Annotated in this window: 31 protein-coding genes; 12 read left to right on the top strand and 19 right to left on the bottom strand. The window is 39.0% G+C overall.

Going from position 1 to position 26,072, the window contains the following annotated elements:
* Nucleotides 1-47: 47 nt before the first annotated feature.
* Complete coding sequence (locus V3595_RS10210) at nucleotides 48-611, bottom strand: competence protein ComK (protein ID WP_137017120.1); 564 nt, start codon at nucleotides 609-611, stop codon at nucleotides 48-50.
* A gap of 316 nt (nucleotides 612-927) precedes the next feature.
* On the opposite strand from V3595_RS10210, the gene V3595_RS10205 reads away from it, so the two are divergent.
* Nucleotides 928-1,164, top strand: a complete 237-nt coding sequence (locus V3595_RS10205; protein ID WP_137017118.1) for an IDEAL domain-containing protein — start codon at nucleotides 928-930, stop codon at nucleotides 1,162-1,164.
* A gap of 72 nt (nucleotides 1,165-1,236) precedes the next feature.
* Here the strand turns inward: V3595_RS10205 and V3595_RS10200 are convergent, their stop codons facing one another.
* The 7 genes from V3595_RS10200 to V3595_RS10170 form a co-directional block, all read right to left on the bottom strand.
* Nucleotides 1,237-2,046 (bottom strand): YitT family protein, encoded by an 810-nt coding sequence (locus V3595_RS10200; protein WP_485907026.1) that lies wholly within the window; start codon nucleotides 2,044-2,046, stop codon nucleotides 1,237-1,239.
* A gap of 142 nt (nucleotides 2,047-2,188) precedes the next feature.
* The gene (locus V3595_RS10195) at nucleotides 2,189-3,454 is read right to left on the bottom strand and encodes a M48 family metallopeptidase (RefSeq protein WP_485907025.1); all 1,266 of its coding nucleotides are present in this window, start codon (nucleotides 3,452-3,454) and stop codon (nucleotides 2,189-2,191) included.
* Nucleotides 3,455-3,796: 342 nt separating this feature from the next.
* Nucleotides 3,797-4,465: a LuxR C-terminal-related transcriptional regulator gene (locus V3595_RS10190; protein WP_485907023.1), complete on the bottom strand. Its 669-nt coding sequence runs from the start codon at nucleotides 4,463-4,465 to the stop codon at nucleotides 3,797-3,799.
* Between the two features lie 186 nt (nucleotides 4,466-4,651).
* Nucleotides 4,652-5,179 carry an HD domain-containing protein gene (locus V3595_RS10185; RefSeq protein ID WP_034314654.1) on the bottom strand — a complete coding sequence of 176 codons (528 nt, stop codon included), beginning with the start codon at nucleotides 5,177-5,179 and terminating at the stop codon, nucleotides 4,652-4,654.
* Nucleotides 5,180-5,355: 176 nt separating this feature from the next.
* Complete coding sequence (locus V3595_RS10180) at nucleotides 5,356-6,900, bottom strand: fatty acid--CoA ligase family protein (RefSeq protein WP_485907021.1); 1,545 nt, start codon at nucleotides 6,898-6,900, stop codon at nucleotides 5,356-5,358.
* A gap of 179 nt (nucleotides 6,901-7,079) precedes the next feature.
* Nucleotides 7,080-8,069 carry a lipoate--protein ligase gene (gene lplA / locus V3595_RS10175; RefSeq protein ID WP_485907019.1) on the bottom strand — a complete coding sequence of 330 codons (990 nt, stop codon included), beginning with the start codon at nucleotides 8,067-8,069 and terminating at the stop codon, nucleotides 7,080-7,082.
* Nucleotides 8,070-8,110: 41 nt separating this feature from the next.
* Nucleotides 8,111-8,845: an MBL fold metallo-hydrolase gene (locus V3595_RS10170; protein ID WP_485907017.1), complete on the bottom strand. Its 735-nt coding sequence runs from the start codon at nucleotides 8,843-8,845 to the stop codon at nucleotides 8,111-8,113.
* Nucleotides 8,846-9,018: 173 nt separating this feature from the next.
* Between V3595_RS10170 and yhfH the strand changes: the two genes are divergently transcribed.
* Nucleotides 9,019-9,147 carry a protein YhfH gene (gene yhfH, locus V3595_RS10165; RefSeq protein WP_485907015.1) on the top strand — a complete coding sequence of 43 codons (129 nt, stop codon included), beginning with the start codon at nucleotides 9,019-9,021 and terminating at the stop codon, nucleotides 9,145-9,147.
* Between the two features lie 157 nt (nucleotides 9,148-9,304).
* Here yhfH and V3595_RS10160 read toward each other — a convergent pair whose 3' ends face one another.
* The 3 genes from V3595_RS10160 to hemE form a co-directional block, all read right to left on the bottom strand.
* On the bottom strand, nucleotides 9,305-9,880 hold the full coding sequence (locus V3595_RS10160) for a TetR/AcrR family transcriptional regulator (RefSeq protein WP_137017105.1): 576 nt from the start codon (nucleotides 9,878-9,880) through the stop codon (nucleotides 9,305-9,307).
* Nucleotides 9,881-10,158: 278 nt separating this feature from the next.
* A complete protein-coding gene (gene hemH, locus V3595_RS10155; RefSeq protein WP_485907013.1) occupies nucleotides 10,159-11,094 on the bottom strand; it encodes a ferrochelatase in 936 nt (311 codons plus the stop codon).
* Nucleotides 11,095-11,172: 78 nt separating this feature from the next.
* A complete protein-coding gene (gene hemE / locus V3595_RS10150) occupies nucleotides 11,173-12,216 on the bottom strand; it encodes a uroporphyrinogen decarboxylase (RefSeq protein WP_402901232.1) in 1,044 nt (347 codons plus the stop codon).
* 271 nt (nucleotides 12,217-12,487) lie between these two features.
* Here hemE and V3595_RS10145 point away from each other — a divergent pair, with 271 nt between their 5' ends.
* The gene (locus tag V3595_RS10145) at nucleotides 12,488-13,003 is read left to right on the top strand and encodes an antibiotic biosynthesis monooxygenase family protein (RefSeq protein WP_101224173.1); all 516 of its coding nucleotides are present in this window, start codon (nucleotides 12,488-12,490) and stop codon (nucleotides 13,001-13,003) included.
* 175 nt (nucleotides 13,004-13,178) lie between these two features.
* Here the strand turns inward: V3595_RS10145 and V3595_RS10140 are convergent, their stop codons facing one another.
* Nucleotides 13,179-13,802 (bottom strand): phosphatase PAP2 family protein, encoded by a 624-nt coding sequence (locus tag V3595_RS10140; protein WP_485907011.1) that lies wholly within the window; start codon nucleotides 13,800-13,802, stop codon nucleotides 13,179-13,181.
* Nucleotides 13,803-13,894: 92 nt separating this feature from the next.
* Between V3595_RS10140 and V3595_RS10135 the strand changes: the two genes are divergently transcribed.
* The gene (locus tag V3595_RS10135) at nucleotides 13,895-15,106 is read left to right on the top strand and encodes a M20 family metallopeptidase (protein ID WP_402901238.1); all 1,212 of its coding nucleotides are present in this window, start codon (nucleotides 13,895-13,897) and stop codon (nucleotides 15,104-15,106) included.
* A 28-nt stretch (nucleotides 15,107-15,134) separates the two neighbouring features.
* On the opposite strand, the gene V3595_RS10130 is transcribed toward V3595_RS10135, so the two are convergent.
* From V3595_RS10130 to V3595_RS10120, 3 genes are all read right to left on the bottom strand, one after another.
* On the bottom strand, nucleotides 15,135-15,839 hold the full coding sequence (locus V3595_RS10130; RefSeq protein ID WP_485907009.1) for an EcsC family protein: 705 nt from the start codon (nucleotides 15,837-15,839) through the stop codon (nucleotides 15,135-15,137).
* Between the two features lie 519 nt (nucleotides 15,840-16,358).
* Nucleotides 16,359-17,567 carry an ABC transporter permease gene (locus V3595_RS10125; protein WP_485907007.1) on the bottom strand — a complete coding sequence of 403 codons (1,209 nt, stop codon included), beginning with the start codon at nucleotides 17,565-17,567 and terminating at the stop codon, nucleotides 16,359-16,361.
* Nucleotides 17,560-18,303, bottom strand: a complete 744-nt coding sequence (locus tag V3595_RS10120; RefSeq protein ID WP_485907005.1) for an ABC transporter ATP-binding protein — start codon at nucleotides 18,301-18,303, stop codon at nucleotides 17,560-17,562. The genes V3595_RS10125 and V3595_RS10120 overlap by 8 nt, the downstream gene beginning before the upstream one ends.
* A 659-nt stretch (nucleotides 18,304-18,962) precedes the next feature.
* On the opposite strand from V3595_RS10120, the gene V3595_RS10115 reads away from it, so the two are divergent.
* The 3 genes from V3595_RS10115 to V3595_RS10105 all read left to right on the top strand — a co-directional run bounded on the left by V3595_RS10115 (nucleotide 18,963) and on the right by V3595_RS10105 (nucleotide 21,397).
* Nucleotides 18,963-19,385 carry an HIT family protein gene (locus V3595_RS10115; RefSeq protein ID WP_053534082.1) on the top strand — a complete coding sequence of 141 codons (423 nt, stop codon included), beginning with the start codon at nucleotides 18,963-18,965 and terminating at the stop codon, nucleotides 19,383-19,385.
* 263 nt (nucleotides 19,386-19,648) lie between these two features.
* Complete coding sequence (serC, locus tag V3595_RS10110) at nucleotides 19,649-20,752, top strand: 3-phosphoserine/phosphohydroxythreonine transaminase (protein ID WP_485907003.1); 1,104 nt, start codon at nucleotides 19,649-19,651, stop codon at nucleotides 20,750-20,752.
* Between the two features lie 126 nt (nucleotides 20,753-20,878).
* Complete coding sequence (locus tag V3595_RS10105) at nucleotides 20,879-21,397, top strand: tryptophan transporter (RefSeq protein ID WP_076367276.1); 519 nt, start codon at nucleotides 20,879-20,881, stop codon at nucleotides 21,395-21,397.
* 98 nt (nucleotides 21,398-21,495) lie between these two features.
* On the opposite strand, the gene yhzF is transcribed toward V3595_RS10105, so the two are convergent.
* Complete coding sequence (gene yhzF, locus V3595_RS10100; RefSeq protein WP_483861530.1) at nucleotides 21,496-21,675, bottom strand: membrane protein YhzF; 180 nt, start codon at nucleotides 21,673-21,675, stop codon at nucleotides 21,496-21,498.
* A 310-nt stretch (nucleotides 21,676-21,985) separates the two neighbouring features.
* Here yhzF and V3595_RS10095 point away from each other — a divergent pair, with 310 nt between their 5' ends.
* Together V3595_RS10095 and V3595_RS10090 are read left to right on the top strand one after the other, a co-directional pair.
* Nucleotides 21,986-22,348 (top strand): YtxH domain-containing protein, encoded by a 363-nt coding sequence (locus V3595_RS10095; protein ID WP_350301684.1) that lies wholly within the window; start codon nucleotides 21,986-21,988, stop codon nucleotides 22,346-22,348.
* A 190-nt stretch (nucleotides 22,349-22,538) separates the two neighbouring features.
* Nucleotides 22,539-23,117 (top strand): HTH-type transcriptional regulator Hpr, encoded by a 579-nt coding sequence (locus tag V3595_RS10090; RefSeq protein ID WP_034314691.1) that lies wholly within the window; start codon nucleotides 22,539-22,541, stop codon nucleotides 23,115-23,117.
* Between the two features lie 2 nt (nucleotides 23,118-23,119).
* On the opposite strand, the gene V3595_RS10085 is transcribed toward V3595_RS10090, so the two are convergent.
* Complete coding sequence (locus V3595_RS10085; protein WP_101224182.1) at nucleotides 23,120-23,446, bottom strand: DUF1878 family protein; 327 nt, start codon at nucleotides 23,444-23,446, stop codon at nucleotides 23,120-23,122.
* A 243-nt stretch (nucleotides 23,447-23,689) separates the two neighbouring features.
* On the opposite strand from V3595_RS10085, the gene V3595_RS10080 reads away from it, so the two are divergent.
* A complete protein-coding gene (locus V3595_RS10080) occupies nucleotides 23,690-24,229 on the top strand; it encodes a DUF3267 domain-containing protein (protein ID WP_485907001.1) in 540 nt (179 codons plus the stop codon).
* A gap of 108 nt (nucleotides 24,230-24,337) precedes the next feature.
* The gene (locus V3595_RS10075; protein WP_034314696.1) at nucleotides 24,338-24,520 is read left to right on the top strand and encodes a hypothetical protein; all 183 of its coding nucleotides are present in this window, start codon (nucleotides 24,338-24,340) and stop codon (nucleotides 24,518-24,520) included.
* Between the two features lie 111 nt (nucleotides 24,521-24,631).
* Here the strand turns inward: V3595_RS10075 and V3595_RS10070 are convergent, their stop codons facing one another.
* Both V3595_RS10070 and V3595_RS10065 read right to left on the bottom strand, forming a co-directional pair.
* Nucleotides 24,632-24,715, bottom strand: coding sequence for a YjcZ family sporulation protein (locus V3595_RS10070; RefSeq protein ID WP_076367288.1), 84 nt, complete (start codon nucleotides 24,713-24,715; stop codon nucleotides 24,632-24,634).
* Nucleotides 24,716-24,898: 183 nt separating this feature from the next.
* Nucleotides 24,899-24,982, bottom strand: a complete 84-nt coding sequence (locus tag V3595_RS10065) for a YjcZ family sporulation protein (protein ID WP_081112840.1) — start codon at nucleotides 24,980-24,982, stop codon at nucleotides 24,899-24,901.
* 201 nt (nucleotides 24,983-25,183) lie between these two features.
* On the opposite strand from V3595_RS10065, the gene V3595_RS10060 reads away from it, so the two are divergent.
* Nucleotides 25,184-26,050 carry a peptidylprolyl isomerase gene (locus V3595_RS10060; protein WP_101224184.1) on the top strand — a complete coding sequence of 289 codons (867 nt, stop codon included), beginning with the start codon at nucleotides 25,184-25,186 and terminating at the stop codon, nucleotides 26,048-26,050.
* Nucleotides 26,051-26,072: the final 22 nt, after the last annotated feature.

Here is a 26,072-nt window from a genome sequence, read left to right as displayed (position 1 = left end):
TTCCTGGGCCCTTCTTTAATAAGAAGGGCTTGCTTTAATTTGAATGTCTAACGAGGTATATACTTTGACATTACCTCTGAAGCCTTGACCCCATTTGCTTCGGTGAACAGATAGAATGATTTCCTCTTTGTTTCCTCAATCCTCTGGATCAATTTCGTTTTTAAAAAAGAAGTCCGGTGCAGCTGGTTTTCGAAAGAACTGCATGATACTGCTATATCGATGGTTTGTCTATTCCTGAATGTGATAGTAGTATGTTTGGAATCCAGGCGATCATAGGATACCACATGCTCATGTGATAACCAGATGCATTGAGGACGCAACGGAGATGTAGTGGGAAAGAAGAAAATCGAACTGGTCGGATCGATCGCAATAGGCGCTTTATGTGTGATGTTTATAAGCTGTTTTGTGCCTTGCTTGCGCCCTTCATAACTTGACCCGAAGAACTCACAGCTTTTCTTTATTATTTCCAAAGGTTTAAACGGGGATATGAACTCGTCCTCCATTTCAACTATACGGGCATATATTTTACTGCCGTAATTGATTGGCGAAACCATTAATGTATGTGGCGTGATTTCATATTCCTCGATGATTCCCTGATTGTTTTCCTTCATTTTTAATCCACCTCTTCCTCATTGCTAAACACCGCTTTTACTTTACCAAAGCTTATGCCCTTAATTGCTTGTACCCTTCCATTCCCCCCGAAGAAAAGTGAATGGAGATAGTAAATGTATGTTAAATTACTCACTATAATAGCACAACCCTTGAACATAAAAAGTAAGTTCACAAAAAATTAAAAATTCTTTTATTTAGTGGCTTTTTCTTCATCTAAACGACACATTCTATATTAATATTTAAATTTTTTAAATTTTCAGTTGATTTTATCCACTCAAATCCATATAATAATAAAAAGGGTCAGGGGTGGTAACTTTGAAAAATGAAAAATCTTATTCAGAGTCAGTGAAGTCCTTATCAATGAGCGAAATGAAAAACGATGCCGTGGTTCAGGAAATGTTAATTGATATGATTATTCAGGAAGCCGTCCTTACTACCAAAAAGAATATCCTTGCAAAACAGATCGATGAAGCCTTGGATAAGAAAAACAAACCTTTATTCTTAAAACTAAGTTCTGAAATGAACGTTTTACTAAAACAGTTTGGAAATTAAAATGCATGATTTAAAAACAGCCTAATGATCAAAAAAGCCTCCCATAATGTTGGGAGGCTTTTCTAATTATCATCACTCTTTATGAAACATCCCCATGACCTCGGATGTTTCGGTTATATTGACAAAAGCATTCGGATCAACTTCTTTTATCATCGTTTTTACATCGGTTAACTGATATCGTGTAATGACTGTCATCATTACTTTACTCTTTTCTCCTGAATATGCACCTTCACCATCCATGACTGTAATACCACGATATAGGTTGGTCAGGAGCTTCGTTTTCATTTCGTCACTCTTTTTGGTCACGATCATCAATGTTAATTTAATGTGATTGGAATGGATCGTATCGATCACCTTTCCTGCTGCATAAATGGAAATCAGCGTATATAATGCGGCATCCCAACCGAAGATGAAGCCTGAGATAACCACCACAACTGCATTCATCACCGAAAGCAATGTACCAAGCGGAAAGTCGCTCTTCTTAGCCAATAGCATGGCAATGATATCAAAGCCGCCCGAAGACCCCGAAGCACGAAAGATGATGCCTATACCGAATCCCGATATGATTCCGCCAAATAAAGAAGACAAAATCGGTTCAGTGGATATTCCGTGAACTGGAATGAGATATAAACTGACGGAAATCACGACAACTGATAATATCGTATAGGTGATAAAACGTCTCCCTAATTTCAGGTATCCAAGAATCAGCAATGGCAGGTTCATCAGAAAATTCAATATCCCTGTGTTGACTGGGGTGATGATTCCGAACATAATCGCAAGTCCACTAAGTCCGCTGCTTAAAATTAAATGTGGTATCAAAAATAAGTTGTAGGCTACTGCCACAAGCACTGAGCCTATAGTGATGAAAAGTACATTATACATATCCGATCTCCTTAAAACGAACTGGGAATTTAATTTATTATAGTAGAGAACCTAAGATTTTTAAAAATAATAGTTTTTTCTGAAAATAACTATAAACTTCCACTTTCCGAAGAAAAAAAGCCAGCTGGTTTTCAGCTGGCTTTCAATCACCCTTTGTATCTGCATTTTCAACCGTTGAAATTCGTTCGAGCATGGTCGGATGGGAATACCTCAGCCATTTAACCAGGAATGGCGGGTTGACCTGACTCAAACCCGACCTCGTGAGTTCCTGGAAAGTCGTGATTGCTGATTCTTTATCCCCGGTCATTTCAATGGCATAACGGTCAGCCCTTGTTTCTTGATATCTGGAAACATAATTGGACAGCGGACTCGAAGCAAAGAGCAGCACAGAAGTTATTAAGAGAAATAATGGAAGAGATGATATGCTGTCAACCGAACGAACCTTTAACAGGTGGCCCCAGCGTTTAATGATAAAATTCATGATTTTCGATGTCAGCCACAAACCGATTAAAGTCAGTCCTAAATAACCTGCAATCCCTATATAAATGTGCTTTTCCACATAATGAGCCATTTCATGTGCCATGATAAAAAGGATTTCATCTTCCTTCAGTTTGTTCAGGGTCGTATCCCAAAGAACTATTCTTGAGTTGGAACCTATGCCGGTCACGTATGCATTCAAGGCATTTGTCTTTTCCGCCATATTTACTTCATACACGTGTTCAGCCGGAATTTCAGCCTGTGAGGCAAGTGCCAATATTTCCGTTTCCAGCTCTTTATTTTTGAGCGGATAGAATTCATTGTACAGCGGATCAATCACTACAGGCTGAACAAACATCAGGAACAAGGTAAATGGAATGGACAACATCCAGGCATAGAGCCACCACTTCTTCACACTTTTCTTCATTAACCAATATAAAACGGAAACGATGATGAACATCATCCCAAAATTCACCCAGAATTCGATGACTCCGTCCTTCATCCACGAGGTGAAACTTTGTGTACTTATATGGTAACTTTTGCTCATCCGATATCCAATGAAACTGATTGGAAACAGTGCCAGGTAAGAAATAACGGAAAGCCAGAATAAGTAAATGCCCGTTCTGATCGCATTCCGTCTCGAGACTGCCATTGACGACTTTTCAAATGCTTTTGATAAACCAAATAGTAAAATGAAGAAATACAGCAGCCATTCATATGGCGTGGATACGAAAAAAATGAAATTCCGCAGTCCTGAATATTCTTCGCTAAGCTTTAGTTCCCTTGCATTCAGGAATGTTGCAGGATCTGCTGCAGTTCCACGCAAAGCTTCGGGAATGGAGGTATCAGCTCCATAAAAAATATACCAATACATCGCTGCTGCATAAAGGATATATAATAGAATCGCTCTGCCAGCCCATTTTCTGACCATGATGCCCCTCCTTAAACGAATCTCCCTCTTAATAGTTTAATCCAAAATGGACAGGTTAGAACCGCATTTCCCTTCTATATTATTTATTCCTTTCAATCTCCATCATTTTCTTGATTCTTTATTCTTTTTTATCCACCTTGAAATTTCACAGAATACACCTTTACGCCGGTGACAGGATCATTGACATACGAGGAGGCGGAATGATGCAACGCAGAGGCGTTAATAAATGGAGGGCTGGGAGGTTAAACGATTTTGTCTCTCTGCCGCTACCTAATTGCTTTGGAATGTGAATCCGATAAAGAATCCGTGTAAGCGATTAACGGGGGGACGGGCATGAGTAAGTCATCCCTTCATCCCGCTATTTTGAAAGCTATACAAAAGCGCCATAAGCTCCGGTCGATTATTAACATTCAGTTTTCTGTAAATCCGGCTTATATAGTTTTTTACCGTGCCGATGGATAGAAAAAGTTTTTTTGAAATTTGCTGATTCGTTTCCCCTTGGGTTAGCAGGATAAGCAGTTCATACTCGCGTTTGGAAAAGGCCCCCAATTTTTCGATTGCCTTATCCAAAGTTACTGGTGATCTTTCAACATCCTGCTGCAGCTTCTTCATTAATATTGATTTTATTGAGGCAGGATAGACTATTTGACCATTGGCACATTGACGGATTGCCGACAGCACTTGTTTCATTCCGCCACCCTGTAACACATAACCTGCTGCACCATGGCATATCGCTTCGATAAGATAATGATCTTCTGAATAGGCAGTAAAAATGACGAAGGGAGTAAATGGGTGTTTTTCCTTTATAATTGGCATGACTTCCTGTCCATACTTCCCTGAAGACCGGGCATCAATAAGAATGGCATCTGGCATGACTGATGGTCTATGATCAGGATCAAGAAGGTCCATTTCATTTCCAGTGATCCCTATGACCTTAATGTCAGCTTCTTTTTCAATGATTCCCTCAAGTCCTCCCTGACCACCATATATCATTAGCTTAATCGACTTCATAACTTCACCTGTTCTTTTTCATTATTTGTTATTAATCCGATAGTTTTTATAATTTCCCGCCGTAAAATAGTTCTAATGGTCTATATTTTACATCATTAATTCACCTGATAACAAATTTAAACTGTAAAAATACTTTAAATAAATGTGCTCCTCCTGACAGTAAAAAGGCTATCACCCCGTTTGCCTTCAGGATGATAGCCTTTTTCTTTGTTCCTCATCTATGAGCGTATCAAGTTTCATGATGCTCTCCTTTGCCCGTGGAAAATCAATTTTGCGATAATGGTGTTTTCCACCTTCTTCTTCATCTTTTTCGTCAGCCCATTTGACGACTTGCTGAAGCGGTGTACGAATAATATCATTTGAAGGTAAGAACGAATCGGTGTGAAATAAAATGGCGAGGGAAATGGTCTTTGCCTTTATCGGGTTTTCTCCCAAGCGGATTAACAGTTTATGTGCTCGTTCTGCACCTTTGATGGGGTGAATATCATTTTGTTTATACAGATCATAATCCCATTTACCATTGCGATACCAGGTGAAATGACCCATATCATGCAAAAGTCCAGCTTTAGCAGCAATATCAGGGTCGACATTATATTCGTTTGCTAAGTGAAACGCATGGTATGCTACCGCAATCGCATGTGCCAGACCTGAACGGTTCAAGTATTTTTGAGCAATGGGATGTGTAAAAATATCCAAAAGCTTTACATCTCTCATCTAACCCCTCCTTACAATTATGTGGAAATTTTTAATGACTATCATAACTCTTTTCGAAACAAGAATCAAGGTTTTAAGATTCTCCAATATATTTTATGCAGCCTGATACAATTTGGTTGTACAAAAAAAGGACCATTGCCGGTTATAGGCAATGATCTCCATATGATCAATGAAATTCAGTTTTGCAGTACATGGTTTTTCAAGGAGCGTCGTAAAATTTTACCTGTCGCGTTTTTTGGAAGTTCATCCAAAAACTCAATTTTTGCCGGTACCTTATATTTGGCCAAGTGTTCCATGCAATAGGAAAGCAGTTCTTCCTCGGTCAATGCATTGTTTTTCTTTACCACAAAGCATTTAACCACTTCCCCCTGATTGGGATCGGGAACGCCTATGGCTGCCGCCTCAACTACTTCAGGATGGGCATACAGAACCTCCTCCACTTCACGTGGATAGACATTATAGCCACCGACGATAATAAGCTCCTTTTTACGATCTACAATGAAAAAATAGCCTTCTTCATCCATCCTGGCTAAATCGCCTGTATATAACCAGCCATTTTTCAAGACAGCGGCTGATTCTTCAGGCATTTTATAATACCCCTTCATTACATTCGGACCTCTGACAATCAATTCTCCAACCCCATTGATCGGCACTTCTTCTCCAAGCTCATTGACCACTTTGTTTTCCACCCTAAGGATGGAGGTTCCGATGGATCCCGCCTTCCTTGGACGATCCAAAGGATTGAAGCAGGTAACAGGAGAAGCTTCGGATAGGCCATATCCTTCTGAAACCCTGACATTAAATTTCCGCTCGAATGATTCAAGCAAGGACACTGGCATGGCAGATCCGCCCGATATGCATATGCGTAACGACTTTAAAGCATCTTCTTTCGCATCTGGATATTGGAAAAGAAAGTTATACATCGTAGGCACTCCAGCAAAAACGGTTGCATCATATTTTTTGATTTGACTGAATATTTCCTTTGGACTGAATTGCGGGACAATTAAAAGCGTACCTCCGCTTATCAATGGGGCATTCACAACTACCGTTAAACTGAAAACATGGAACATTGGCAATGTCGTAATGACACGGTCACTTTCCGTGATTCTTAAATATTCACCAATATCATGTGCATTGGAGTAGATATTGGTATGTGTGAGCATGGCCCCCTTTGGTTTCCCCGATGTTCCCGAAGTATAGAGTATGATTGCCGTATCTTCAGGATCCAGTTCTGGACCTTTAAAGCCTTCATCCCCCGATTCGATCATTTTTGTAAACGATTTCATTTTTGGGTATATGTTAAATTTGCTAATATCCCCATTATCAGGCTCCGTTTCACAAATCACATATTGTTCTACGCTTGAGAGGATCGGGTTCATTTTCTCTAGTAAGGGTAAAAGCTTATCTAATGCCACAACAACCTTTACATCGCCATTATTCAGGATATAACCAATCTCGTCAGGTGTGTAAATTGGATTGACGGGAATTACGGTAGCCCCTGCTCGCATAGCTCCATACAATGAAATGATGAAATGTGGAGAGTTGCCTAATAACAGCGCAATGTTATCACCTTTTGAAACACCAAGCCTATGTAATTCGTCTGCGAATTTCGTAACGGCTTTATCCAATTCCCCATATGAAGTGGATTGATCCATAAAGTAATATGCTGGCTTATCCGCCTTTTTTAAAGCCATTTGATGAAGCTGTTCAGATAAATTCATCTTTCTCCCTCCCCTGCAAATAGCATGAATGAACAGTCATTCATTTTTATGGTGAACTAATTACATTTTTATTATATTAAAAGAATGCGATCACAGCAACAATTTTATCCATATTCAAGCAATTACTGTCATTATCAGGCACAAAAGCCGTCCTTTTAAGTCGGGACGGCTTTTCAAGCTTAATATATTAAAGCCAATATTTCTTCTTTCGTTACATTGCCAAAATAATGACGAACATCAATCTCATCTAGTACCCTGCTGATTGCTTCCTTTTCATAGCGTATTCCAGTAAGCTTTTGTTCAATATCCGCAACCTCTCCGACCCCGAAGAAATCGCCGTAGATTTTACAATTTTCAATGATTCCCCTGTTTACTTCAAGGCGGATATCAACAGATCCCACAGGGAATCTATGTGAGTTTTGCAAGTTGAATTTAGGTGATTTTCCGTAATTCCACTCCCAGTTTTGATATCTTTCTTCCGAAATTTCGTGAATTTTCTCCCAATCCGTCTCGGTTAAAACATACTCTGTAACCTTTCCGCTATCTTTGAAAATATTTTGCAGAAGGAATGAACGGAATTCTTCAACAGACATCGGTTCTTTTAGGAAATCGGCAATATTACCGACACGGCTTCTTATCGATTTAATCCCTTTGGACTCGATTTTATCTTTTTTCACTTTTAAAGCGGATACAATGTGATCCATTTCTGATTGAAACAGCAATGTCCCATGACTGAACATCCTGCCCTTCGTTGAGAACATCGCATTTCCCGAAATCTTCTTTCCTTCAGCCAGAATATCGTTACGACCACTCAATTCAGCATGTATTCCTAGTTTCTCGAGCGTTTCCACGACAGGCTGGGTGAATTTCTTGAAGTTATGGAAACTATCCCCATCATCTCTCGTAATGAAACTGAAATTGAGATTCCCTAGGTCATGATAAACCGCTCCACCCCCGGAAAGGCGGCGAACAACTGTAATGCCATTTCCATCTACATAATCGGAATTGATTTCTTCAATCGTATTTTGATTCCTTCCTATGATGATTGAAGGTCGATTAATGTAAAATAGAAGATAGGTTTCATCTATATTTAAATGTTTAAGCGCATATTCTTCGATGGCCAGGTTAATTCTTGGATCTGTAATTCCCTTATTATCAATAAAAAGCACAGTTGTTCCTCCTTGTAGAGTTCATATCCCTGTTGTTTCATTTATAGTTGGAATTCGAGATTGGTTTTGGCTACAGCTATTTCCCTTTTGAATACCTCGGATGCTTCTTTTTTCAGTTGATCGAGATTCCCATAATGCGGGAGGTGAGTTAACAGCAAAAGCTGGACGTCAGCCTTTTCTGCCAGCATTCCCGCTTCCCTTGCCGTCATATGCCCCGCCTTTGAACCATCCATATCACTGTAAAAGTTACTTTCACATAATAAAACATTTGCGTCTTTAGAGAAATCTGCAAGCTCATCCATATATGAACTGTCACCTGTGTAAACTATCGAATGATTTTCAGCTTCAATCCTCATCGCAAAACAAGGGACTGGATGTTTTGTTTTCATGAACGTAAATTTACACGGTCCAATGGTTAAGGGTTGATCAGCAGAGAAGGCTATCCCCTTTGTCACGTCTTTATAAGTTAACTTACCAAATTCGACCTCGTCTAAATCATGACCATATATAGGAATGGTCCTTTTTTCGCTGCCCAATTTCTGCTGTATGAACGCGGCGTGCTGCAGGACACCAATATCCGCTACATGATCTGGATGATAGTGGGATAATACAACTGCACCAAGATCCTCCGGCTTCATATGGTTTTGCAGCTGTGATAGAACACCGCTGCCACAATCAAGCAGAATGCGAAAATCTTCATATTCAAGCAAATAGCCGGAACTTGCCTCATTTTTAGCTGGATAACCGCCCCAGCAGCCAATTACGGTGATTTTCATGCTTAGGCACTCCTTTTTTTCTCTCAATGACTTCCCCATTAATATAAACTATTCTTGCCCTTATTTCACCTTTTTTACTTATGTTATAAAACATTCATTGACATTCCAAAACTGTTATAATACAATAAAACCATAGAAAAGCGAATAATAAAAAAATTCAGGAGATGATGTTCATGATTCAAAGTAGCATTGAGTTCTTTAAAAACCTGCCACCGAAACAATGCACGGAATGCGGAAAAAAAATTGAAGAACAGCACGAATGTTATGGAAACCGCTGTGATCATTGCCTTTCTGGAGAGTAGTTGTCCTGTGTTTCACCATCCGCTTCCCAAATAGCAGGATGAATTCATATATGGTTCGGTTTTGCAGCTGAAAACCCCAAATAAAAAGAAGAGGTACCTAACGGTATCTCTTCTTTTTATTTGGGATTCATTGCATTTGAGCAAAAAAATAGAATTATCACGTAACGGATAATCCTTTGAATAAATATATTTTAAATAGTTCAGCAATTTCCTCTTTATCTAATGGGGCATGGTTCCTTTCCCAATCAAAAATCAGGGCAAGGTACATCTTTAGCATCAGGAAAGCTGTTATCTCTGGATCACAAGGCTGTATATAGCCCTTATCAATCGCTATTTTTAGTTTTTCCTTAATGTAGGATACAATGGCTTCTTCCATTTCATTAACCATTTCCTGAACGGCCGGCGTACCAATTTCACGCTCTTCCTGAAGAAGTTTCAAAGATAATTGATGTTGCTGCCTGAACTCCAGAATTCGATAAACGGCACGATGCAGGTTTTCAAAAAAGGAGAGTTGGTCATCCAAAGATTGTTCCGCCTCATATTTCATTTCCTCTATCAACCGCTGAACGATTTCTTTAAACAGCTCTTCTTTATTTTTATAAAAGGTATAAATGGTCCCTTTTCCCACATTGGCAATTTTAGCGACTTGATCCATCGTCGTTGCCTTATATCCAAAAAGTGAAAACGACTTGGTCGCAGCTTCTAAAATTAATTTTTTACGATCAACAGACATTTCCCACCTCAATCCTGACCAAACGGACAAAACAGTCATTATGTTCAACGATATCATACCAAAAATTTTCAGTCTTTTCAATTATATTTTCAATTTCTTATAGAAACAATGGCCATCCTCATTACTGGACAGCCACTTTTTCGAGTATTCATTTAAATCACCAAGGTCAAGTAAAAAGAAAGCGTCGCTTTTCCAGGTGTACAACATCTTTCAACTTCACATGAAAATATGTAGAGCACATTGCAAGCATGGTTAAACTACTTTCTCCTATTGACTGATCACTTTTCCTGTAATCTGTTTAAAATGATTGTGGCCAAAGCATCGATGAATTCAGGTTTAACATTGGGCATATCCGGCCTATAGTAGCCTGCACCAATCTCTTCCGTCACAACCTTACATTCATAATCGTTATCATAAAGGACTTCAAGGTGCTCGGCAACAAAGCCGACAGGAATATAAATGAAAGCTTTATAACCTTTTGCTTGATGAAGATCTCTGGTTAAATCCTGTACATCAGGTCCCAACCATGGTTCAGGTGTTTGTCCAGCGCTTTGCCAGCCTACTGCATAATTGCTAACGCCTGCGCCTTCAGCTATCATGTCTGCCGTTTCTTTCAGTTGATTTGGGTACGGATCTCCCGATTGCAGGATTTTTTCAGGGAGGCTATGTGCCGACACAATCAAAGCGAAATTATCGCGTTCTTCCGAGGTCATTTTCCCGATTACTTCTTTTACCTGGTCTACCCAATATTGGATGAATTTTGGCTCATCATACCAGCTTTCAACGGAAGTGATGGTCAGGTCCCCCAATTTAGAGGCTTCATCCTGGGCACGTCCATTATAAGACTTCACGCTGAATGTGGAAAAATGCGGTGCCAATACTATACTGACCGCTTCTTTGATTCCATCTTCATGCATTTGTTTCACTGCGTCTTCAACAAAAGGTTCAATATGTTTCAGTCCAAGATATGCCTTGAATTCAACTTCCTCCTGAACGGAATTCAATTTCTTTTCAAGCGCTTCAGCTTGTCCTGCCGTTATTTTTGCAAGCGGGGATAATCCACCGATCGCTTCATATCTGCCTTTTAGGTCGGCAATCAATTCGTCGCTTGGCCGTCTCCCATGACGAATATGTGTATAATATCTTTCAATATCCTCTTCAGTGTATGGAGTACCATAAGCCATGACTAAAATGCCCATTTTTTTTCTTGACATGAAGTTACACCTCTTTTAAAGATTTCGTTCTTTTATTGTGCATCCATTTAAGTATTTTTAGCAAATGGTTCGCTCACCTTATTTCATTTTTGATGAATATTCATGAATGAAAGCGGTCAGCCTCTTCAGTGTTTCCGGGTTTACGGAAGGGAAAACCCCATGTCCAAGATTAAAGATGTAGCCGTCCTGTTCCATTCCCTGATCCAGGATCCTTTTCGTACGTTCTTCTATAACATCCCATGATGATAATAGCAGGGCAGGATCAAGATTACCTTGTACCGTTTTCTGGATTCCCATTTGTCTCGCTTCTGTAATTGGCAGTCTCCAATCGAGCCCGACTACATCAATCGGAAGATCATTCCACTCAAGTGCCAAGTGACTTGCGCCGACCCCGAACATGATTAGCGGTACATTTTCTTCACGCAATGATGAAAAGATACGAGTCATGATCGGCTTGATGAATACGCGGTAATCTTCAACATTCAAAGCACCCACCCAGGAATCAAAGATTTGGATGGCTTTAACGCCGGCTTTGATTTGCGACTTGACATAGATGATGATCATATCCGCTAGCTTATCCATTAATGCAAACCATGCCTTTGGCTCTGTATACATGAAAGCTTTCGTCTTATTGTAGTTTTTGGAGGGGCCGCCTTCAATCATGTATGAAGCAATGGTGAACGGTGCCCCGGAGAAACCGATCAAAGGAACGGACAATTGCTCCGTGGTCAATAATTTAATCGTGTCCAACACATATGGGATGTCTTTCTCTGGGTTCAATTCACCTAATTTTTCAACATCTGTCACCGATTGGATCGGATTGGATATGACCGGACCGATTCCGGACTTAATCTCAACATCGACACCAATGGCTGGTAGCGGTGTCATTATATCTTTATATAAAATCGCAGCGTCTACATCATATTGCTCGACTGGCAATCTAGTTACATAAGCGCATAATTCCGGCTGATGAGTAATTTCAAAAAGGGAGTACTTCTCTTTCAATTTACGGTATTCCGGCTGTGAACGGCCGGCCTGACGCATATACCAAACAGGCACATGATCCGTTTTCTCTCCTCTCGCAGCTTTTAAGAATGTATCATTCGTAATTTCCTTAGACATTAATATCCACCTTTCAAGCAATCACGTTTCTATTTTTATTCATTACCTACATAGAATATCAGAAGGATGTTGAATTTCAAATCGAATCTCCTTAAACTATAGCTTTTTCTATAATAGAAGTATAGCCAACCTATATATTTGTCAGAAAATCGACGTTTTTATAAGTATCTTACCGGTTTACAAGCCTAATGGTTAGTTTGGAAATGGTAAAAGCACTATTCATTGGGTAAAATGGGTATACAGGTACTATATAGAAATTGGAGGGGAATTTATGAATGTATTCATCACATCAGGCACTTACGATTTTTTAAAAATCAAAAAAGATAAGCACCCGAATGAAAAAATATTACTTATGCAAAATCCTGACACTGCAGTACTTTTACATGAAACAACTGGTAAAACGATCTTCAGCTCTCCACGTAAGTATGAAGTAGTTGATGGGAAAGGAAACCTTCAGGATCATGGGTATGTAGTTATGAACAATATCCCTGTAAGTGAAGAAGGAAGGCCGGTATTCGAACATCGTTTTAAAAACAGGGCCGGATTCATTGAAAATGAACCAGGTTTCGTCGCACTTCGTGTACTGCGGCCAATCAACTCTGAAACTTATGTAATTCTAACGATTTGGGAGAAACAAGCTGATTTCCTGAACTGGAAGAATTCCGGTTCCTTTAAGATGGCGCATAACAGCGACTCCAAAGCTCCCGTTACGAATTCCAGCCAGAAGATGTTTTCGGGTGAAGCCTATGTAACTCAATATACATTGGTGAAGGATTCCGAAGAATAATCCATTCTTGCTCAATAAAAGGCCCATCCCCTTAAGGATGGGCCTCTTCATAGTAATGCAGATCGTTATTTGGACGCTAAAAAATCATAAAGACCTATAAAAATCCGACAAATTCCTTCTTTATTTCCGGGGAAATGCAACGGATATTTACATATATTTTATCTGAATCCATTTTTCAAAGTACTCTAGGCCCCAGGAATTTATACAATTTAAACAAGGTTAAACTATATGCCGCTCCTAATGCAAAACCTGCAAAGATATCAGTTGGAAAATGAACTTTCATAGCAATCCTGCTGACGCCAATTAGCAGAATGAGACAAACGAAACCGATTCCCACTGCCCATTTCAATGAGTTTCCTTTAATTTCTTTCATGATTAAATAAGCAACCATACTGAAGAAAATAAGGCCCACCATTGCGTGGCCACTTGGAAAACTGAAGCCAGCGGTCTCCATCAAATGATTTTCAGGGCGCACTCTTTTAACATGATTTTTTATCCACCCGTTTAACACATCACCCCCAGCAATTTCGATAGAGAAGACGGCCATGGTCCAATAATCCTTCTTTATTATCCACAAATATAGAACACATAATAAGCTTCCAAAACCAATGAACTTGGATTTCCCAAGATAGGTAATGGACTTGAAGAAAGTGAACGAAAAAGTATTTACTCCTACGGAAAAAAGTTCCGCAATATATGTATCGAACGCTAAAGCCTCCTCACTTTGGACTTCATGCATCAAAAAAAAGAATAGCAACATGCAAAGCAAAACCAAAGCAATCCAGAAATATTTAATCATTATATATCTCTCCTCGATGTATTTAATACACTTTGGATTATTCAGAATATGATATACTATTTACAATTAATCCAATCATTGGGAGGTGCAAAATGATACAGCGATTACACGATCTTCTAGATGGTTCATATGAAGAAATGGTTTCCATCCGGCGTTATCTTCATCAACACCCCGAGCTTTCTTTTCAAGAAACCCAAACGGCGGCCTTCATCGCTGGATATTATGAAAAACTTGGAATCGAACACCGAACAAATGTAGGCGGTAATGGTGTTATTGCCAAGGTCACAGGCAGTAAGCCTGGTAAAACCGTAGCATTGCGCGCTGATTTCGACGCCTTACCCATTCAAGATGAAAAAGAAGTTCCCTATAAATCTTCCGTACCCGGGGTAATGCATGCATGTGGACACGATGGCCATACAGCGACACTCCTTGTCCTTGCAAAAAATCTGAATGAACTGAAGGATGAGCTCGAAGGTGAATATATATTTATCCACCAGCATGCTGAAGAATATGCTCCAGGGGGTGCCAAACCGATGATTGAGGCTGGCTGCCTTGATGGAGTGGATGTAATTTTCGGCACCCATTTATGGGCAACGGCCCCAACCGGAACAGTCCAATACGCTTATGGACCCCTTATGGCCGCTGCTGACCGTTTTGAAATCACCATTCAAGGGCAGGGCGGGCATGGAGCCCAGCCGCATAAAACCCGTGATGCAATCGTAGTCGGCTCTCAGCTCGTCATGGCCCTGCAGCAAATCGTAAGCCGCCGCCTAAACCCAATAGATTCTGCAGTCATTACCGTCGGATCCTTTGTAGCAGATAATGCCTTTAACGTCATTGCAGATAAGGCTAAAATAATCGGGACCGTCCGCACATTCAAAGAAGATGTCCGTTCATTCATTAGCGAGGAAATAGAGCGGATTGTTAAAGGAACCTGCATAGCTGCGGACTGCACCTATGAATATCAATACTTTCAAGGTTACCCAGCTGTTATTCCACATGTTGAGGAAACTAAATTCCTCATCGAAAGCACTGAGTCAGTCAAGGAAGTTTTAATTACAGAGGAAATTGACCCGGATATGACAGGTGAAGATTTTTCTTATTATTTACAAAATGTAAAAGGTACATTCTTCTTTACGGGAGCCAGGCCAAAAAATGAACATACATATCCGCATCATCATCCTTTGTTTGACATTGATGAAAATGCGATGCTCATTGCAGCCAAAATATTAGGCACTGCAGCGGTAACCTATCACAATAAGAAACAGTCATCCCAAATGGTGAATGAATCTTTATTGCGGTAATGGTAAAGGGACGGGTTATCCCCGTCCCTTACTCTTTAAGAAGTCTGATTCGGTAACAATTGACAGCCGTTTCCCCAAGATGTTCCAACAAATGATGGTTGGCATATCCACCGACAGCTGCCCCAATACCTGGAACGAGCTGGAACATTTTGATGACATCGATGTGATCGCGATATTCCTGCTGAAATTCTTGCCAGTCTATTTCCGGCCATTTCCCTGAATCCCATTCCTCTATTACCTGTAATGTTTCCAATTTCTTCTCCTCGCTTGAAAATGCCATCTGGAAGATATGGAGAATGAATAATCGTTCCTCATATTTATTTGGATCGAAACCGTATATACGGGATAGTTCGAATAATAATTTCATCTTGATGCTAAGCAGTAATGGGAAATCAGCCAATCCAATTAAAAGCCCTGCCGCTCCGGTTCCCACACCTTCTATAACGGCCGTTTTCCGATATGCCGTTACAGTTTCCGCAACCCACTCTTCTTTTTGCTGCAAGGATAGTAGCACTACATTTTTTTCTTTAGACATATATTTAGAACCTGATAATACGGCCTCTATCATCCCTTTAATACTATCAGTAATCATTTTGTGCACTCGGTCTGGAATATAACTATTCAATTTGGTTTGCGCCTTTTTGGACATCCGCTCAAGCCTGCCGGATTTCTTGGCTACTTTCTTTTTCCATGATATTAGTTCCGATAATGCCTTTTGTTCATATTCATCCATCGTTTAACACCTCCGTTAAATATGTATATACCCCCTACGAGGCTTTTATTTTCTATTTTCATTTCTTAAAAGAAAAAGCTGATTTTATGAAAAATCAGCTTTTTCTTTATTAATGTTTCAGTTGATTTCAGAAATCCGCTCCCTTTCCGCCGACTGTCTGCCAAGCCTCCTCGGCGCAAGCGCCTGTGGGGTCTCGGCTAGCCAGTTTTTCGGCAGGAGTCTCGCAAATTTCTTCAATCCATTGAAGGGTTTCATAAAACAGTTATAAATCAGTTTAAGGATAATCTAGCCTTGTTTTAAAATCATGGTTAATGTGAAATCATTCAGAACCCATCTGCTTACAGTTTTTTCTTAATAAAGACGTTTCAGTTGATTTCAGAAATCCGCTTCCTTTCCGCCGACTGTCTGCCAAGCCTCCTCGGCGCACGCACCTGTGGGGTCTCGGCTAGCCAGTTTTTCGGCAGGAGTCTCGCAAATTTCTTCAATCTAAAAGCTGATTTTTTGAAAATCAGCTTCTGCTTAAAAGTTTTTAATTTTCTTTGCTGCATAAATTTTAAAACCGAATATGAAAACAAGCCCCATTGCCAAGGCGGCTAAAGCGGACATCCATTCCCCTTTCACTAGCAGGACCAAACTGAAGACAAGGTCCTCAAATAATAGGAAATAGGAAATTAGCTTTATGACCGCAGATTCTCTCATTTTTGCTGGCAATGGATATAGTGAGACCCATACTTTCCATTCATGTGCCTTCCAAACCGGCAGCAGTTGCAGGGCTGTCATGAATAGGAACATGAACGTTACAATCATATGTGCCCATATGTTAGTGAATACACTTAAAATCACGGATCCAATGATAGTTAAACGAAAACAAAGGCCCACATAATCATTGGATCGCAGCAGAGTACGGGCGTAAAGATAGGTATAAGTTGACTTATCACCATACGGAATGAGTGATAATAGCCAGTCCATCCATTTCCTTCTCGCTACCTTCCCTTTCAAATGAGGAACATCAGTAAACATGTTCGCTATTCGATAGAAAGAATTCATCCGTTTGTTTTCCAGTTCCACCAGCCGTTCCCACTTCAGCACAAAACCTTTAGTTGCGCTTCGGTAATACATGTAAAGTCCTAACAATAATAAGAAGGTTATAAGTGCAAACAGTATATTTGCCCTTGAACAGATGAAATAAAGAATCACTCCGTTAAGTAAAAAGCGGATGAGAGAGTCCCAATGGCTCACTGATGTATCCTGATATTTCAATACAAGCCAGCGCATGGTTAAATTCAAAAACTTCAAAATAAGCAAAACGACCAGGATGATTCCAAGGTCCTTACCTCCTGCACCCGTAACTTTCGAATACATCGGTATCGATGCAATCAGGACAACCAGAAGAATAAAGCCTTGCATGACCCAGCTTAATATCAGTGAATTCTTGAAATAGCTTCTCAACTTCGTTTCAAGCGGAAGCAGGAATACCGTATCGGGTTCTTTCAAGAAAGTATTTATCGGGCTTCTGGTCACAATGATCGATAAAACTAAGGCCATGATCAATTCAGCAGGGAAATCACTGTTTAACGTCTTCACCCAATCACTGTAATAATAAGCCAAACCACCAAGAACCAATACCATGACAAAAACAAGATGGCCATTAAAAATATAACGAAGATATTTTTGCGTTTCATTTATATAGCCTAAATATCTTTCCTTCCAGAGATTTTGACTATTCATGACCGATTTCTTCTTTCGTCAATTGGATATATAAATCGTCAAGAGTTGCCCCCGGCATGGAAAATTGTTCACGAAGCTGCTCAAGATTGCCTTTTGCCCGAATCTCTCCATTATGCAATATGATGAAAGAATCACAATACCTCTCGGCTGTCGCCAGTATATGTGTAGACATTAAAATTCCCGCACCGCTCTCTTTCATCTTCCTCATCAAGTCAAGCAGGGATTGAATGCCTAATGGATCAAGACCCACGAATGGTTCGTCCACGATATATAAAGACGGCTGCACTAAAAAGGCGCACATGATCATGACCTTTTGCTTCATTCCCTTTGAAAAATGTGCCGGGAACCATTTAAGCCTTTTCTCCATATGGAATTCCTTTAACAGAACGTCCATCCTTTCTTTATATGTGGCTTCCGTCAAACCATGTGCCATGGCCGTAAGCTTTAAATGCTCCTCAAGTGTAAGCTCATCATACAAGATTGGCGTTTCTGGAACATAAGTGAATTGTTTACGATATGTATCCGGGTCCTGGGCAAGTGTTTTACCATGAATCGAGACACTTCCGCCTTTCGGCTCCATGAGTCCGATGATATGTTTAATTGTCGTACTTTTCCCAGCCCCGTTGAGCCCAATTAACCCCACTAGCTCATTTGGCTGAATGTCAAAACTTATTCCTTTTAAAACGGGCGTTTTCGTGTATCCGCCCACTAATTGCTTTATTTCCAATAAGGACATATAAACGATCCTTTCTATATAGAGGTTCTTATTTCCATTTTATCAAATTCTCCTGCTTTTATATAGTCGAGTGTTCCTCGAACTAAATTTCCATAAATAACCAATTATATTTTCCCTCCTTGGTGGTCATCATAATTAAGGAAGAAGGGGTTAGTCATTACGTGTGATTCACATCATATTGTAAATGAGGTGTCAGTTAAAGACGTATTACACTGAAATACCCATAAGATTTATTACAAATGATTCACATCATATTGTAAATGAGGTGTCAGTTAAAGACGTATAACTGAATTAAACCAGAAGCTTCATAAAAAAAATCGTTTCGAGCAAGGAGATGGTTCGCTTGCACGTAAAAGCAGAAAAATCATTCAATAATTATCAATTATGCTTTGAAAGTTGATGAAACTTTAAAGATATAGGAGATGGTTGCTTTGAATGGAAAAACTCTAATCAGATAATAACCGTATTTTACTAAAATGTAGATGAGGTGTTTGTCGCAGAGAATTTATGCTAATGCGATTTTGAAGCAAAACCCCCTTTTTCGACAGGCAGGGTGCAACTTAATGTTGCATCCTGTTTTTATGGATTTTTCCTTTTCTCAAGGATTCAAGCTATGGTACGATTAACCAAATACATTAACTTTTAAAGGAGCGTTTTTAATGAGTGATTGCATTTTTTGCAAAATAATCGACGGGGAAATTCCAAGCAGTAAAGTTTTCGAAAATGAACATGTATTGGCCTTTCTCGATATCAGTCAAGTAACAAAAGGCCATACGCTGGTAATACCTAAAGTACATAAGGAAAATCTTTATGAGTTGACACCTGAGATTGCCAAGAATCTTTTTGAAGTTGTACCGGAAATTGCCCGCGCCATGAAACAGGAATTCCAACCTGTAGGCCTGAACCTTTTAAATAATAACGGGGAAGCTGCAGGACAGTCCGTTTTCCATTTTCACATGCATTTAATTCCACGGCATGGAGAAGGAGACGGCTTTGGGGCAGTTTGGAAAACGAATACCAGTGACTATACACCAGATGACCTGAAACAAATCGCTGACTCCATTGCACAGCATTTAAAATGAGACTGCTGGCCTCTGAAGGTTTCTTTCTCCTTTCTTAATATCTTTTTAAAAGAATTGAACTTAAGCACGCTTGTTGGATGAAAAAACAATGATCCCAATTTGGTCCTCACTTAAAGTGCAGGACCTTTTTTACTTTGGCCTATCATTAAAATGGGATTGTCACTTAAAATTCTAAATTTTCCTCCTATTGAATTTAGTTTTCTGGTAGGATATATGAATAGTCTCAAATACTTTATCACATAGTCGCATAGGAGGAAAAAAAATTGAAACGTGCACGCAATTTTAACGCTGGGCCAGCCGCCCTTCCCTTAGAAGTTTTACAAAGAGCCCAAAACGAATGGTTGAATATTCAGGATTCCGGTATGTCCGTCATGGAATTAAGCCATAGAAGTTCTGAATTCGAAAAAATTCATAACCATGCCATTCAATCATTAAAAGACCTTATGGAAATTCCTGAGAATTATGAAGTTCTCCTGCTGCAAGGAGGAGCAAGTCTGCAATTCTCCATGATTCCCATGAACATTTTGAATGATGGAAAAAGGGCAGATTATGTCCTTACTGGTTCTTGGTCGGAAAAAGCATTAAAAGAAGCCAAAAAGGTTGGTGAAACGGCCGTAGTCGCTTCATCCAAAGATGAAAAATATACGTTCATCCCTAAAGTCGAAGATATCAAATTGAATGATGATGCTGCATATCTTCATATCACAAGCAATAATACGATTTACGGAACACAGTGGAAGGATTTCCCGGAGACAGGCAACATTCCTTTAGTAGCCGATATGTCAAGTGATATTCTCAGCAAAAAGATTGATATTAGTAAATTCGGCATCATCTATGCAGGTGCACAAAAGAATCTAGGTCCGTCTGGAATCACAGTCGTTATCATCCGTAAAGATTTAATAACGGATAATGACAAAATCCCATCCATGATGAACTATTCTATCCATTCAAAAAATAATTCTTTATACAACACTCCTCCGACATTGGCCATTTACTTATTGTCACTTGTGTTGGATTGGGCAAAAGAACAGGGCGGCGTGGAAAAGATTGCTGAGATCAATGAAGAAAAAGCAAAAGTCATTTACGATGCCATTGACGGCAGTGATGGTTTTTATAAAGGCCATGCCCTACCGGACAGCCGTTCATTGATGAATGTAACGTTTACGCTACCGTCAGAAGAAGCTGAAGTACAATTCCTTAAAGAAGTGAAGCAAGCCGGATTCGTAGGACTGAACGGTCACCGTTCCATCGGCGGCTGCAGAGCTTCCATCTATAATGCGGTCCCTCTATCCCATTGCCAGGACCTTGCTGATTTCATGAAGAAGTTCCAGGAATCGTATAAAGCGAAGGAAGCTCAAACCCTTTAATTCAAACAAATATAACTTCTAAAAAAATAGGTCTTATGATATACTATTTTAAACTTCTTGCAACAGGCAATAGTGCATTGTTGAAGAAAAAATGTTAGTTGAGATGAGAATAGGAGAGATGAGTAAATGAAAACGAAAACCCTTGTGTCACTGTCCCTATTAATCGGGATTGGGGCTGCCCTGCATTTTATCGTACCTGGATTCTTCCTTGGAATGAAACCGGATATGATGCTGTTGATGATGTTTTTGGCGATTACCCTGTTTCCCGCGAAGAAGAATGTATTTATTGTCGCCCTGGCAGCTGGAGCCATCTCTGCCATGACAACTACATTTCCTGGAGGACAGATCCCAAATATCATAGACAAATTGGCAACAGCCTTTCTGTTTTACCTTTTATTCATCAGTCTTAAGAAGTTTTCAACATCCGTTGTCACCGTTAGTATCTTGACTGCCGTAGGAACCATGATTTCCGGCGCTGTCTTCCTTGGTTCGGCTTATTATATCGTTTCCCTTCCAGGGCCTTTCGTTGCACTTTTCGGCGCAGTTGTACTTCCTGCCGTACTGTTAAATACAGTTGCGATGGTCATCATTTATCCAATTGTGAACGGCATCGTAAGAAAATCAAATATACCCATTAATGCTTAAGCAGCAGGATCATCATACCTAAAAAAGCACCGGAATGTCCGGTGCTTTTTTTCCAATCTTATGAATCTGGAATTCTAGTCACAATCATCCTCCAATGATCAATGAATCAATATCCACATAAACCAAATGAAAAGCAGTAAAACCCCGGGGAGACCCATAGCGAAGGCTCTAGCCTGAAGCACCCTCTTGGGCGGATAGATGCCAGGAGTTTTTGCTTGCCTTAGAAAATACCCCATTCCGCACAGGCATACCAGGCCTAATAAAAAAATGATTTTCATTATTAACCCACCAGTGCCATCCATGTTCCGACAGCTTGTTTTTATTATCTATATGCTGCTCTTCCCTTTATATGTAGCATTATTAATAAAGCTTCAAGTTATTTTTAAATATTATATATTTACTCTCTAAGTTTAAAAAAATATTTTTGTGATATAAAGATAAAATGGTCGATTCTCTTCCATAAGGATGAAAATTATGGTATTTTGATATCAATAGTATTTCTCTCCCTATTTATCATAATTTCCAATTGATGCAGCAGGGATTCAGACCATGGAAAGCGAAAACATATTATAAAATGAGGTGACCCTAATGAAAGCAAAATCATTACTAATTGGCTTTTTGACCGGAACAGTAGTAGCAGGTGCGGCAACCTTACTTTCAACACCAAGTTCAGGTAAAGACCTACGGACCCGCATCAAAACGAATACCGACGAAATTAAGAATACAATTGATGAGTTAAAGGTAAAAATGCTAAATATTAAAGATGACACGATGGAAGCTTCACAAATCAGCAAAGAAACGGTAAAAACGTTCATTTCGGATGTTCAGGTCGTCATCGAGAACTGGAAGCGGGAAATCGAACCCAATAAGAATGAATTATTGAAGAACGTTCAGGAAATTGAAAATTCATTGAAGGAATTGGAAGCGGCAGCACCTACTTCTAAAAATTAATAGCTGGCATCGTCACACAAGCTTGATTCTCCATTTTTCCCAATAAATTACATGGTTTATTGGAGAAGAATGGAGAATTCATTAAAAAAACTAAAATTTTCTAAAAATTTTGCAAATATTTATCTTTATTAATTTTTATTTTATTGTCATAATAAATATATAGAATCTTATAAGTAGGTGAGCCCATAATATGCAGAATAAAAATTATTCTATGAAAGAAGCAATGATTTTTAGTCAACGAATTGCACAATTAAGCAAAGCATTATGGAAATCAATTGAAAAAGATTGGCAGCAATGGATCAAGCCCTATGATTTAAATATCAATGAGCACCATATCCTTTGGATTGCCTACCATCTTAATGGCTCTTCCATTTCAGATGTTGCAAAATTTGGGGTCATGCATGTTTCTACGGCATTTAACTTTTCAAAAAAATTAGAGGAACGCGGGTACTTAACATTTTCAAAAAAAGAAAATGACAAAAGGAATACCTATATAGAGATCACAGCGGAAGGTGAAAAAATCCTACTTGATTTAATGGAGACATATGACCCAAGTAAGAACTCTGCTTTCTCGGGTGCACTTCCACTGCGTGAGCTTTATGGCAAGTTTCCGGATATGATTGAAATGATGGCCATCATCCGAAATATATACGGTGAAGACTTCATGCAAATCTTTGAACGATCCTTCGATAACATTGATCAGGAGTTTACTGACGTGGAGGGTAAAATCACAAAAAAAAAGATAGAGAAAGAAACTGAGCCAGTTTAATCTCATACTCTATCCATTTCCTTCATGAATGATACATATAACCCCTGTGCGAGGCATGCATCAATGCATTCCTTTGTGGTTATTTTTGGATTAACCTTTCTTTCAAATTGATTAAAAAGCGGTCGAAAGTTCATATACCCTTCCGCTTTTTCTATTTCATAGCGTTTGCTCAAGATATCACATGTTTCCAATAATTCTTCCGCTTCCTTCTTCGTGAAATTTTTTTCCACAAATAGATAGTCCAACTTGGCCTCCGGATTGCGTATAAGGTTTAATAAAAGCCGTTGATGAAAACGGAGAATTTCTATTTCTTCATTTATATTTTTCATACATCACTAATCCCCAATCGATCATTCAATTTAACATAAAAGGTTTGTAACCAATTTTTGATTTTTCACACTCAGTAAACCGCCTGATCCCTAGTTCAAAACCTGGCCTTAATTGCCCTTAGCCATGCTTACACACTAAAGTGATTTTATCTTAAATTTAATCCAAGAATTTCATTGCTTTTTCCACCCATTCATCGTAATGTATGTAAGTAAATTCAACAGCTTTGGAGGGCTGATTTCGAAATGAATTCGTGGAAAACAATTGACGTGGCAAAACAATATGGGAATTGCCGTCTGCTCTTTTTTTCAGTTTTTACTATATTGATGTCTTTTGTTCTGATCTATACATTATTAAGTGTCTTTTCAACCCATGTTATTTTGTATGGCGATCAAACAATGGTATTTTTTAGCCTATTGCTCTTATTATATCCTGTTCACAAACTATTACACTATTTACCTTTACGATTATTATGTAAAAAAGTAAAAACTTCTTGGTCCTTGAAGTGGAACCTTGTGCTTACATGCAGAGTCAATGTGCATGATCCGATTCGAAAGCATCTTTATCTCTTGACCCTTGTGTTGCCTTTCGTCATCATGTCTGTCATATTGATTGGTTGTGCCCTTAGTTTTCCGCATTACATCCATTATTTCACTATTTTATTATCCCTGCACACCGGATTATGCGTATCGGATTTTATTTATATAAAAAACCTGGTTGGTTCCCCAAGGCATTCTTTTATCGAGGAACATCTCGAAGGATACGATATACTTATTCAAAAGTGATTTCTTATTTATTCATAAAGATGCCTAATAAGATTTTTAGGTATCTTTTTTCATTATAATTTGGTATCGTATTTATACATGATGTTTTGCAAGGAGGGATTTTAGGTTTTGATCTCGTTCTGGTTTATTATTTTTGCTATTTTGATCCTTTATAATATTAATAGAATGACAAACTCTTTATGCATTCAAAAGGAAATTGCTGAAGACCGGCAGCCTAAAGTATTCAGGACCATTAATGTATTAATTACTATTATGTTATTATCCTCCTATATTGAAATTTTGTATACGTAGAGATGAGCAACAAATGATGGCCATCATTTGTTACATACATTGGTGATACCCGGAGCATTATCCACATAAAGAAAAAGGGCGAAGCAACAGCTTCGCCTTTTGTTTATGGGCCTAACACCAAGAAGCTCCAATGATGATTAACAGGATGAAAAGAACGACAATTAGAGCAAAGCCTCCACCTATTCCTCCAGACATTGATCTTCCTCCTTTCCATTCTTAAGTAATTGTAATTTCATGCACACCCTTAAATCCGCCAAAAGGAATCCATTCCTTTCTAAGCTTGATAATCACTTCGTCTTTTTGTTGAGCGGCTACCCTATCCTATTCAACTCCACGGCAAAAGGAGTGGGCTCTTTCCATTATTAATTTTGCAACCGATTAGCAACAGGCTGATCCTACAATTATTAATAATATGAATAACACCACTAACAAAGCGAAACCTCCGTTAAATCCATTACTCATTATGCTACCTCCTTTTGTTGTCCTCGATTTATCATATGTAATGGTTTATTATCTGGGTAGGCGTACACCCATTTTTCAAAAAAATCTTATTCATACACCAATATATTATTTTTTGTAAAGTAACCAGAATATGTTATAGTTAATTTTGTGGAAAATACGAAAAAATAGCAAACAAGAAACTTATAACTAGGAGTTGTTTTTATGAAGAAGTGGGCATTATCGATTGCTGTTACTGCAGGGCTGATCGGACTTACAGCATGCAACAGCGACAAGGAAGCAGTCGTGGAAACTAAAGCGGGGGATATAACTAAAGAAGAATTTTACAATGTAATGAAAGACCGTTATGGTGAAACCGTTCTTCAAGAACTTGTTTATGAAAAAGTTCTTTCTGAAAAATATACAGTAACGGATAAAGAAGTTAAAGCTAAAACGGACGAACTTAAAGAGCAAATGGGTGAAAATTTCGAAACGGCCCTTGCCTCTTCCGGATATAAGAGCGAAGATGATCTTAAACGTGCACTTAAAATCGGCATGCTTCAAGAAAAAGCAGCCGTTGCCGATATAAAAGTTAAAGAAGCTGATGTGAAAAAAGCTTATGAAGACTATAAACCACAAATCAAAGCGAGACATATTCTAGTGGAAGACCAAAAAACAGCCAACGAAGTTAAAGCTAAATTGGACAAAGGCGAAGACTTCGCTAAACTTGCAAAAGAATATTCAACAGACACAGGCACAGCTGAAAAAGGCGGGGAGCTAGGCTGGTTCGGACAAGGTGAAATGGTTCCTGCATTTGAAGAGCAAGCTTACAAAATGAAGAAAGATGAAATCAGCAAGCCGATTAAATCCGATTATGGCTACCACATCATCCAACTTCTTGATACAAAAGAAAAAGAATCATACGAAGATATGAAAAAAGATCTTGAATATGATTTGAAAGTCGCTCAAATTGACCAAACTAAAGTTCAGGACATTTTGAATTCAGAAGTCAAAAAAGCGGACGTGAAGATTAAAGACGAAGATCTAAAAGATGCCATCACTTCCGGTGACGCAGCCAATGCTGAAAAATAATTGAATAGTAAAAAGCGACAGG

The organism is Bacillus sp. CFBP9009 (assembly GCF_036541465.1).
Lineage (GTDB): Bacteria > Bacillota > Bacilli > Bacillales > DSM-1321 > Peribacillus.
This window is presented reverse-complemented; position numbering and strand designations above follow the sequence as displayed.

What these genes read in the sequence shown, in the direction of transcription:
- V3595_RS10210 (WP_137017120.1), bottom strand. Translation starts at nt 611, where the DNA reads ATGAAGGAAAACAATCAGGGAATCATCGAGGAATATGAAATCACGCCA.
- V3595_RS10200 (WP_485907026.1), bottom strand. Translation starts at nt 2,046, where the DNA reads ATGTATAATGTACTTTTCATCACTATAGGCTCAGTGCTTGTGGCAGTA.
- V3595_RS10195 (WP_485907025.1), bottom strand. Translation starts at nt 3,454, where the DNA reads ATGGTCAGAAAATGGGCTGGCAGAGCGATTCTATTATATATCCTTTAT.
- V3595_RS10190 (WP_485907023.1), bottom strand. Translation starts at nt 4,465, where the DNA reads ATGAAGTCGATTAAGCTAATGATATATGGTGGTCAGGGAGGACTTGAG.
- V3595_RS10185 (WP_034314654.1), bottom strand. Translation starts at nt 5,179, where the DNA reads ATGAGAGATGTAAAGCTTTTGGATATTTTTACACATCCCATTGCTCAA.
- V3595_RS10180 (WP_485907021.1), bottom strand. Translation starts at nt 6,900, where the DNA reads ATGAATTTATCTGAACAGCTTCATCAAATGGCTTTAAAAAAGGCGGAT.
- V3595_RS10170 (WP_485907017.1), bottom strand. Translation starts at nt 8,845, where the DNA reads ATGAAAATCACCGTAATTGGCTGCTGGGGCGGTTATCCAGCTAAAAAT.
- yhfH (WP_485907015.1), top strand. Translation starts at nt 9,019, where the DNA reads ATGATTCAAAGTAGCATTGAGTTCTTTAAAAACCTGCCACCGAAACAA.
- V3595_RS10160 (WP_137017105.1), bottom strand. Translation starts at nt 9,880, where the DNA reads ATGTCTGTTGATCGTAAAAAATTAATTTTAGAAGCTGCGACCAAGTCG.
- hemH (WP_485907013.1), bottom strand. Translation starts at nt 11,094, where the DNA reads ATGTCAAGAAAAAAAATGGGCATTTTAGTCATGGCTTATGGTACTCCA.
- hemE (WP_402901232.1), bottom strand. Translation starts at nt 12,216, where the DNA reads ATGTCTAAGGAAATTACGAATGATACATTCTTAAAAGCTGCGAGAGGA.
- V3595_RS10145 (WP_101224173.1), top strand. Translation starts at nt 12,488, where the DNA reads ATGAATGTATTCATCACATCAGGCACTTACGATTTTTTAAAAATCAAA.
- V3595_RS10140 (WP_485907011.1), bottom strand. Translation starts at nt 13,802, where the DNA reads ATGATTAAATATTTCTGGATTGCTTTGGTTTTGCTTTGCATGTTGCTA.
- V3595_RS10135 (WP_402901238.1), top strand. Translation starts at nt 13,895, where the DNA reads ATGATACAGCGATTACACGATCTTCTAGATGGTTCATATGAAGAAATG.
- V3595_RS10130 (WP_485907009.1), bottom strand. Translation starts at nt 15,839, where the DNA reads ATGGATGAATATGAACAAAAGGCATTATCGGAACTAATATCATGGAAA.
- V3595_RS10125 (WP_485907007.1), bottom strand. Translation starts at nt 17,567, where the DNA reads ATGAATAGTCAAAATCTCTGGAAGGAAAGATATTTAGGCTATATAAAT.
- V3595_RS10120 (WP_485907005.1), bottom strand. Translation starts at nt 18,303, where the DNA reads ATGTCCTTATTGGAAATAAAGCAATTAGTGGGCGGATACACGAAAACG.
- V3595_RS10115 (WP_053534082.1), top strand. Translation starts at nt 18,963, where the DNA reads ATGAGTGATTGCATTTTTTGCAAAATAATCGACGGGGAAATTCCAAGC.
- V3595_RS10105 (WP_076367276.1), top strand. Translation starts at nt 20,879, where the DNA reads ATGAAAACGAAAACCCTTGTGTCACTGTCCCTATTAATCGGGATTGGG.
- yhzF (WP_483861530.1), bottom strand. Translation starts at nt 21,675, where the DNA reads ATGAAAATCATTTTTTTATTAGGCCTGGTATGCCTGTGCGGAATGGGG.
- V3595_RS10095 (WP_350301684.1), top strand. Translation starts at nt 21,986, where the DNA reads ATGAAAGCAAAATCATTACTAATTGGCTTTTTGACCGGAACAGTAGTA.
- V3595_RS10090 (WP_034314691.1), top strand. Translation starts at nt 22,539, where the DNA reads ATGCAGAATAAAAATTATTCTATGAAAGAAGCAATGATTTTTAGTCAA.
- V3595_RS10085 (WP_101224182.1), bottom strand. Translation starts at nt 23,446, where the DNA reads ATGAAAAATATAAATGAAGAAATAGAAATTCTCCGTTTTCATCAACGG.
- V3595_RS10080 (WP_485907001.1), top strand. Translation starts at nt 23,690, where the DNA reads ATGAATTCGTGGAAAACAATTGACGTGGCAAAACAATATGGGAATTGC.
- V3595_RS10070 (WP_076367288.1), bottom strand. Translation starts at nt 24,715, where the DNA reads ATGTCTGGAGGAATAGGTGGAGGCTTTGCTCTAATTGTCGTTCTTTTC.
- V3595_RS10065 (WP_081112840.1), bottom strand. Translation starts at nt 24,982, where the DNA reads ATGAGTAATGGATTTAACGGAGGTTTCGCTTTGTTAGTGGTGTTATTC.
- V3595_RS10060 (WP_101224184.1), top strand. Translation starts at nt 25,184, where the DNA reads ATGAAGAAGTGGGCATTATCGATTGCTGTTACTGCAGGGCTGATCGGA.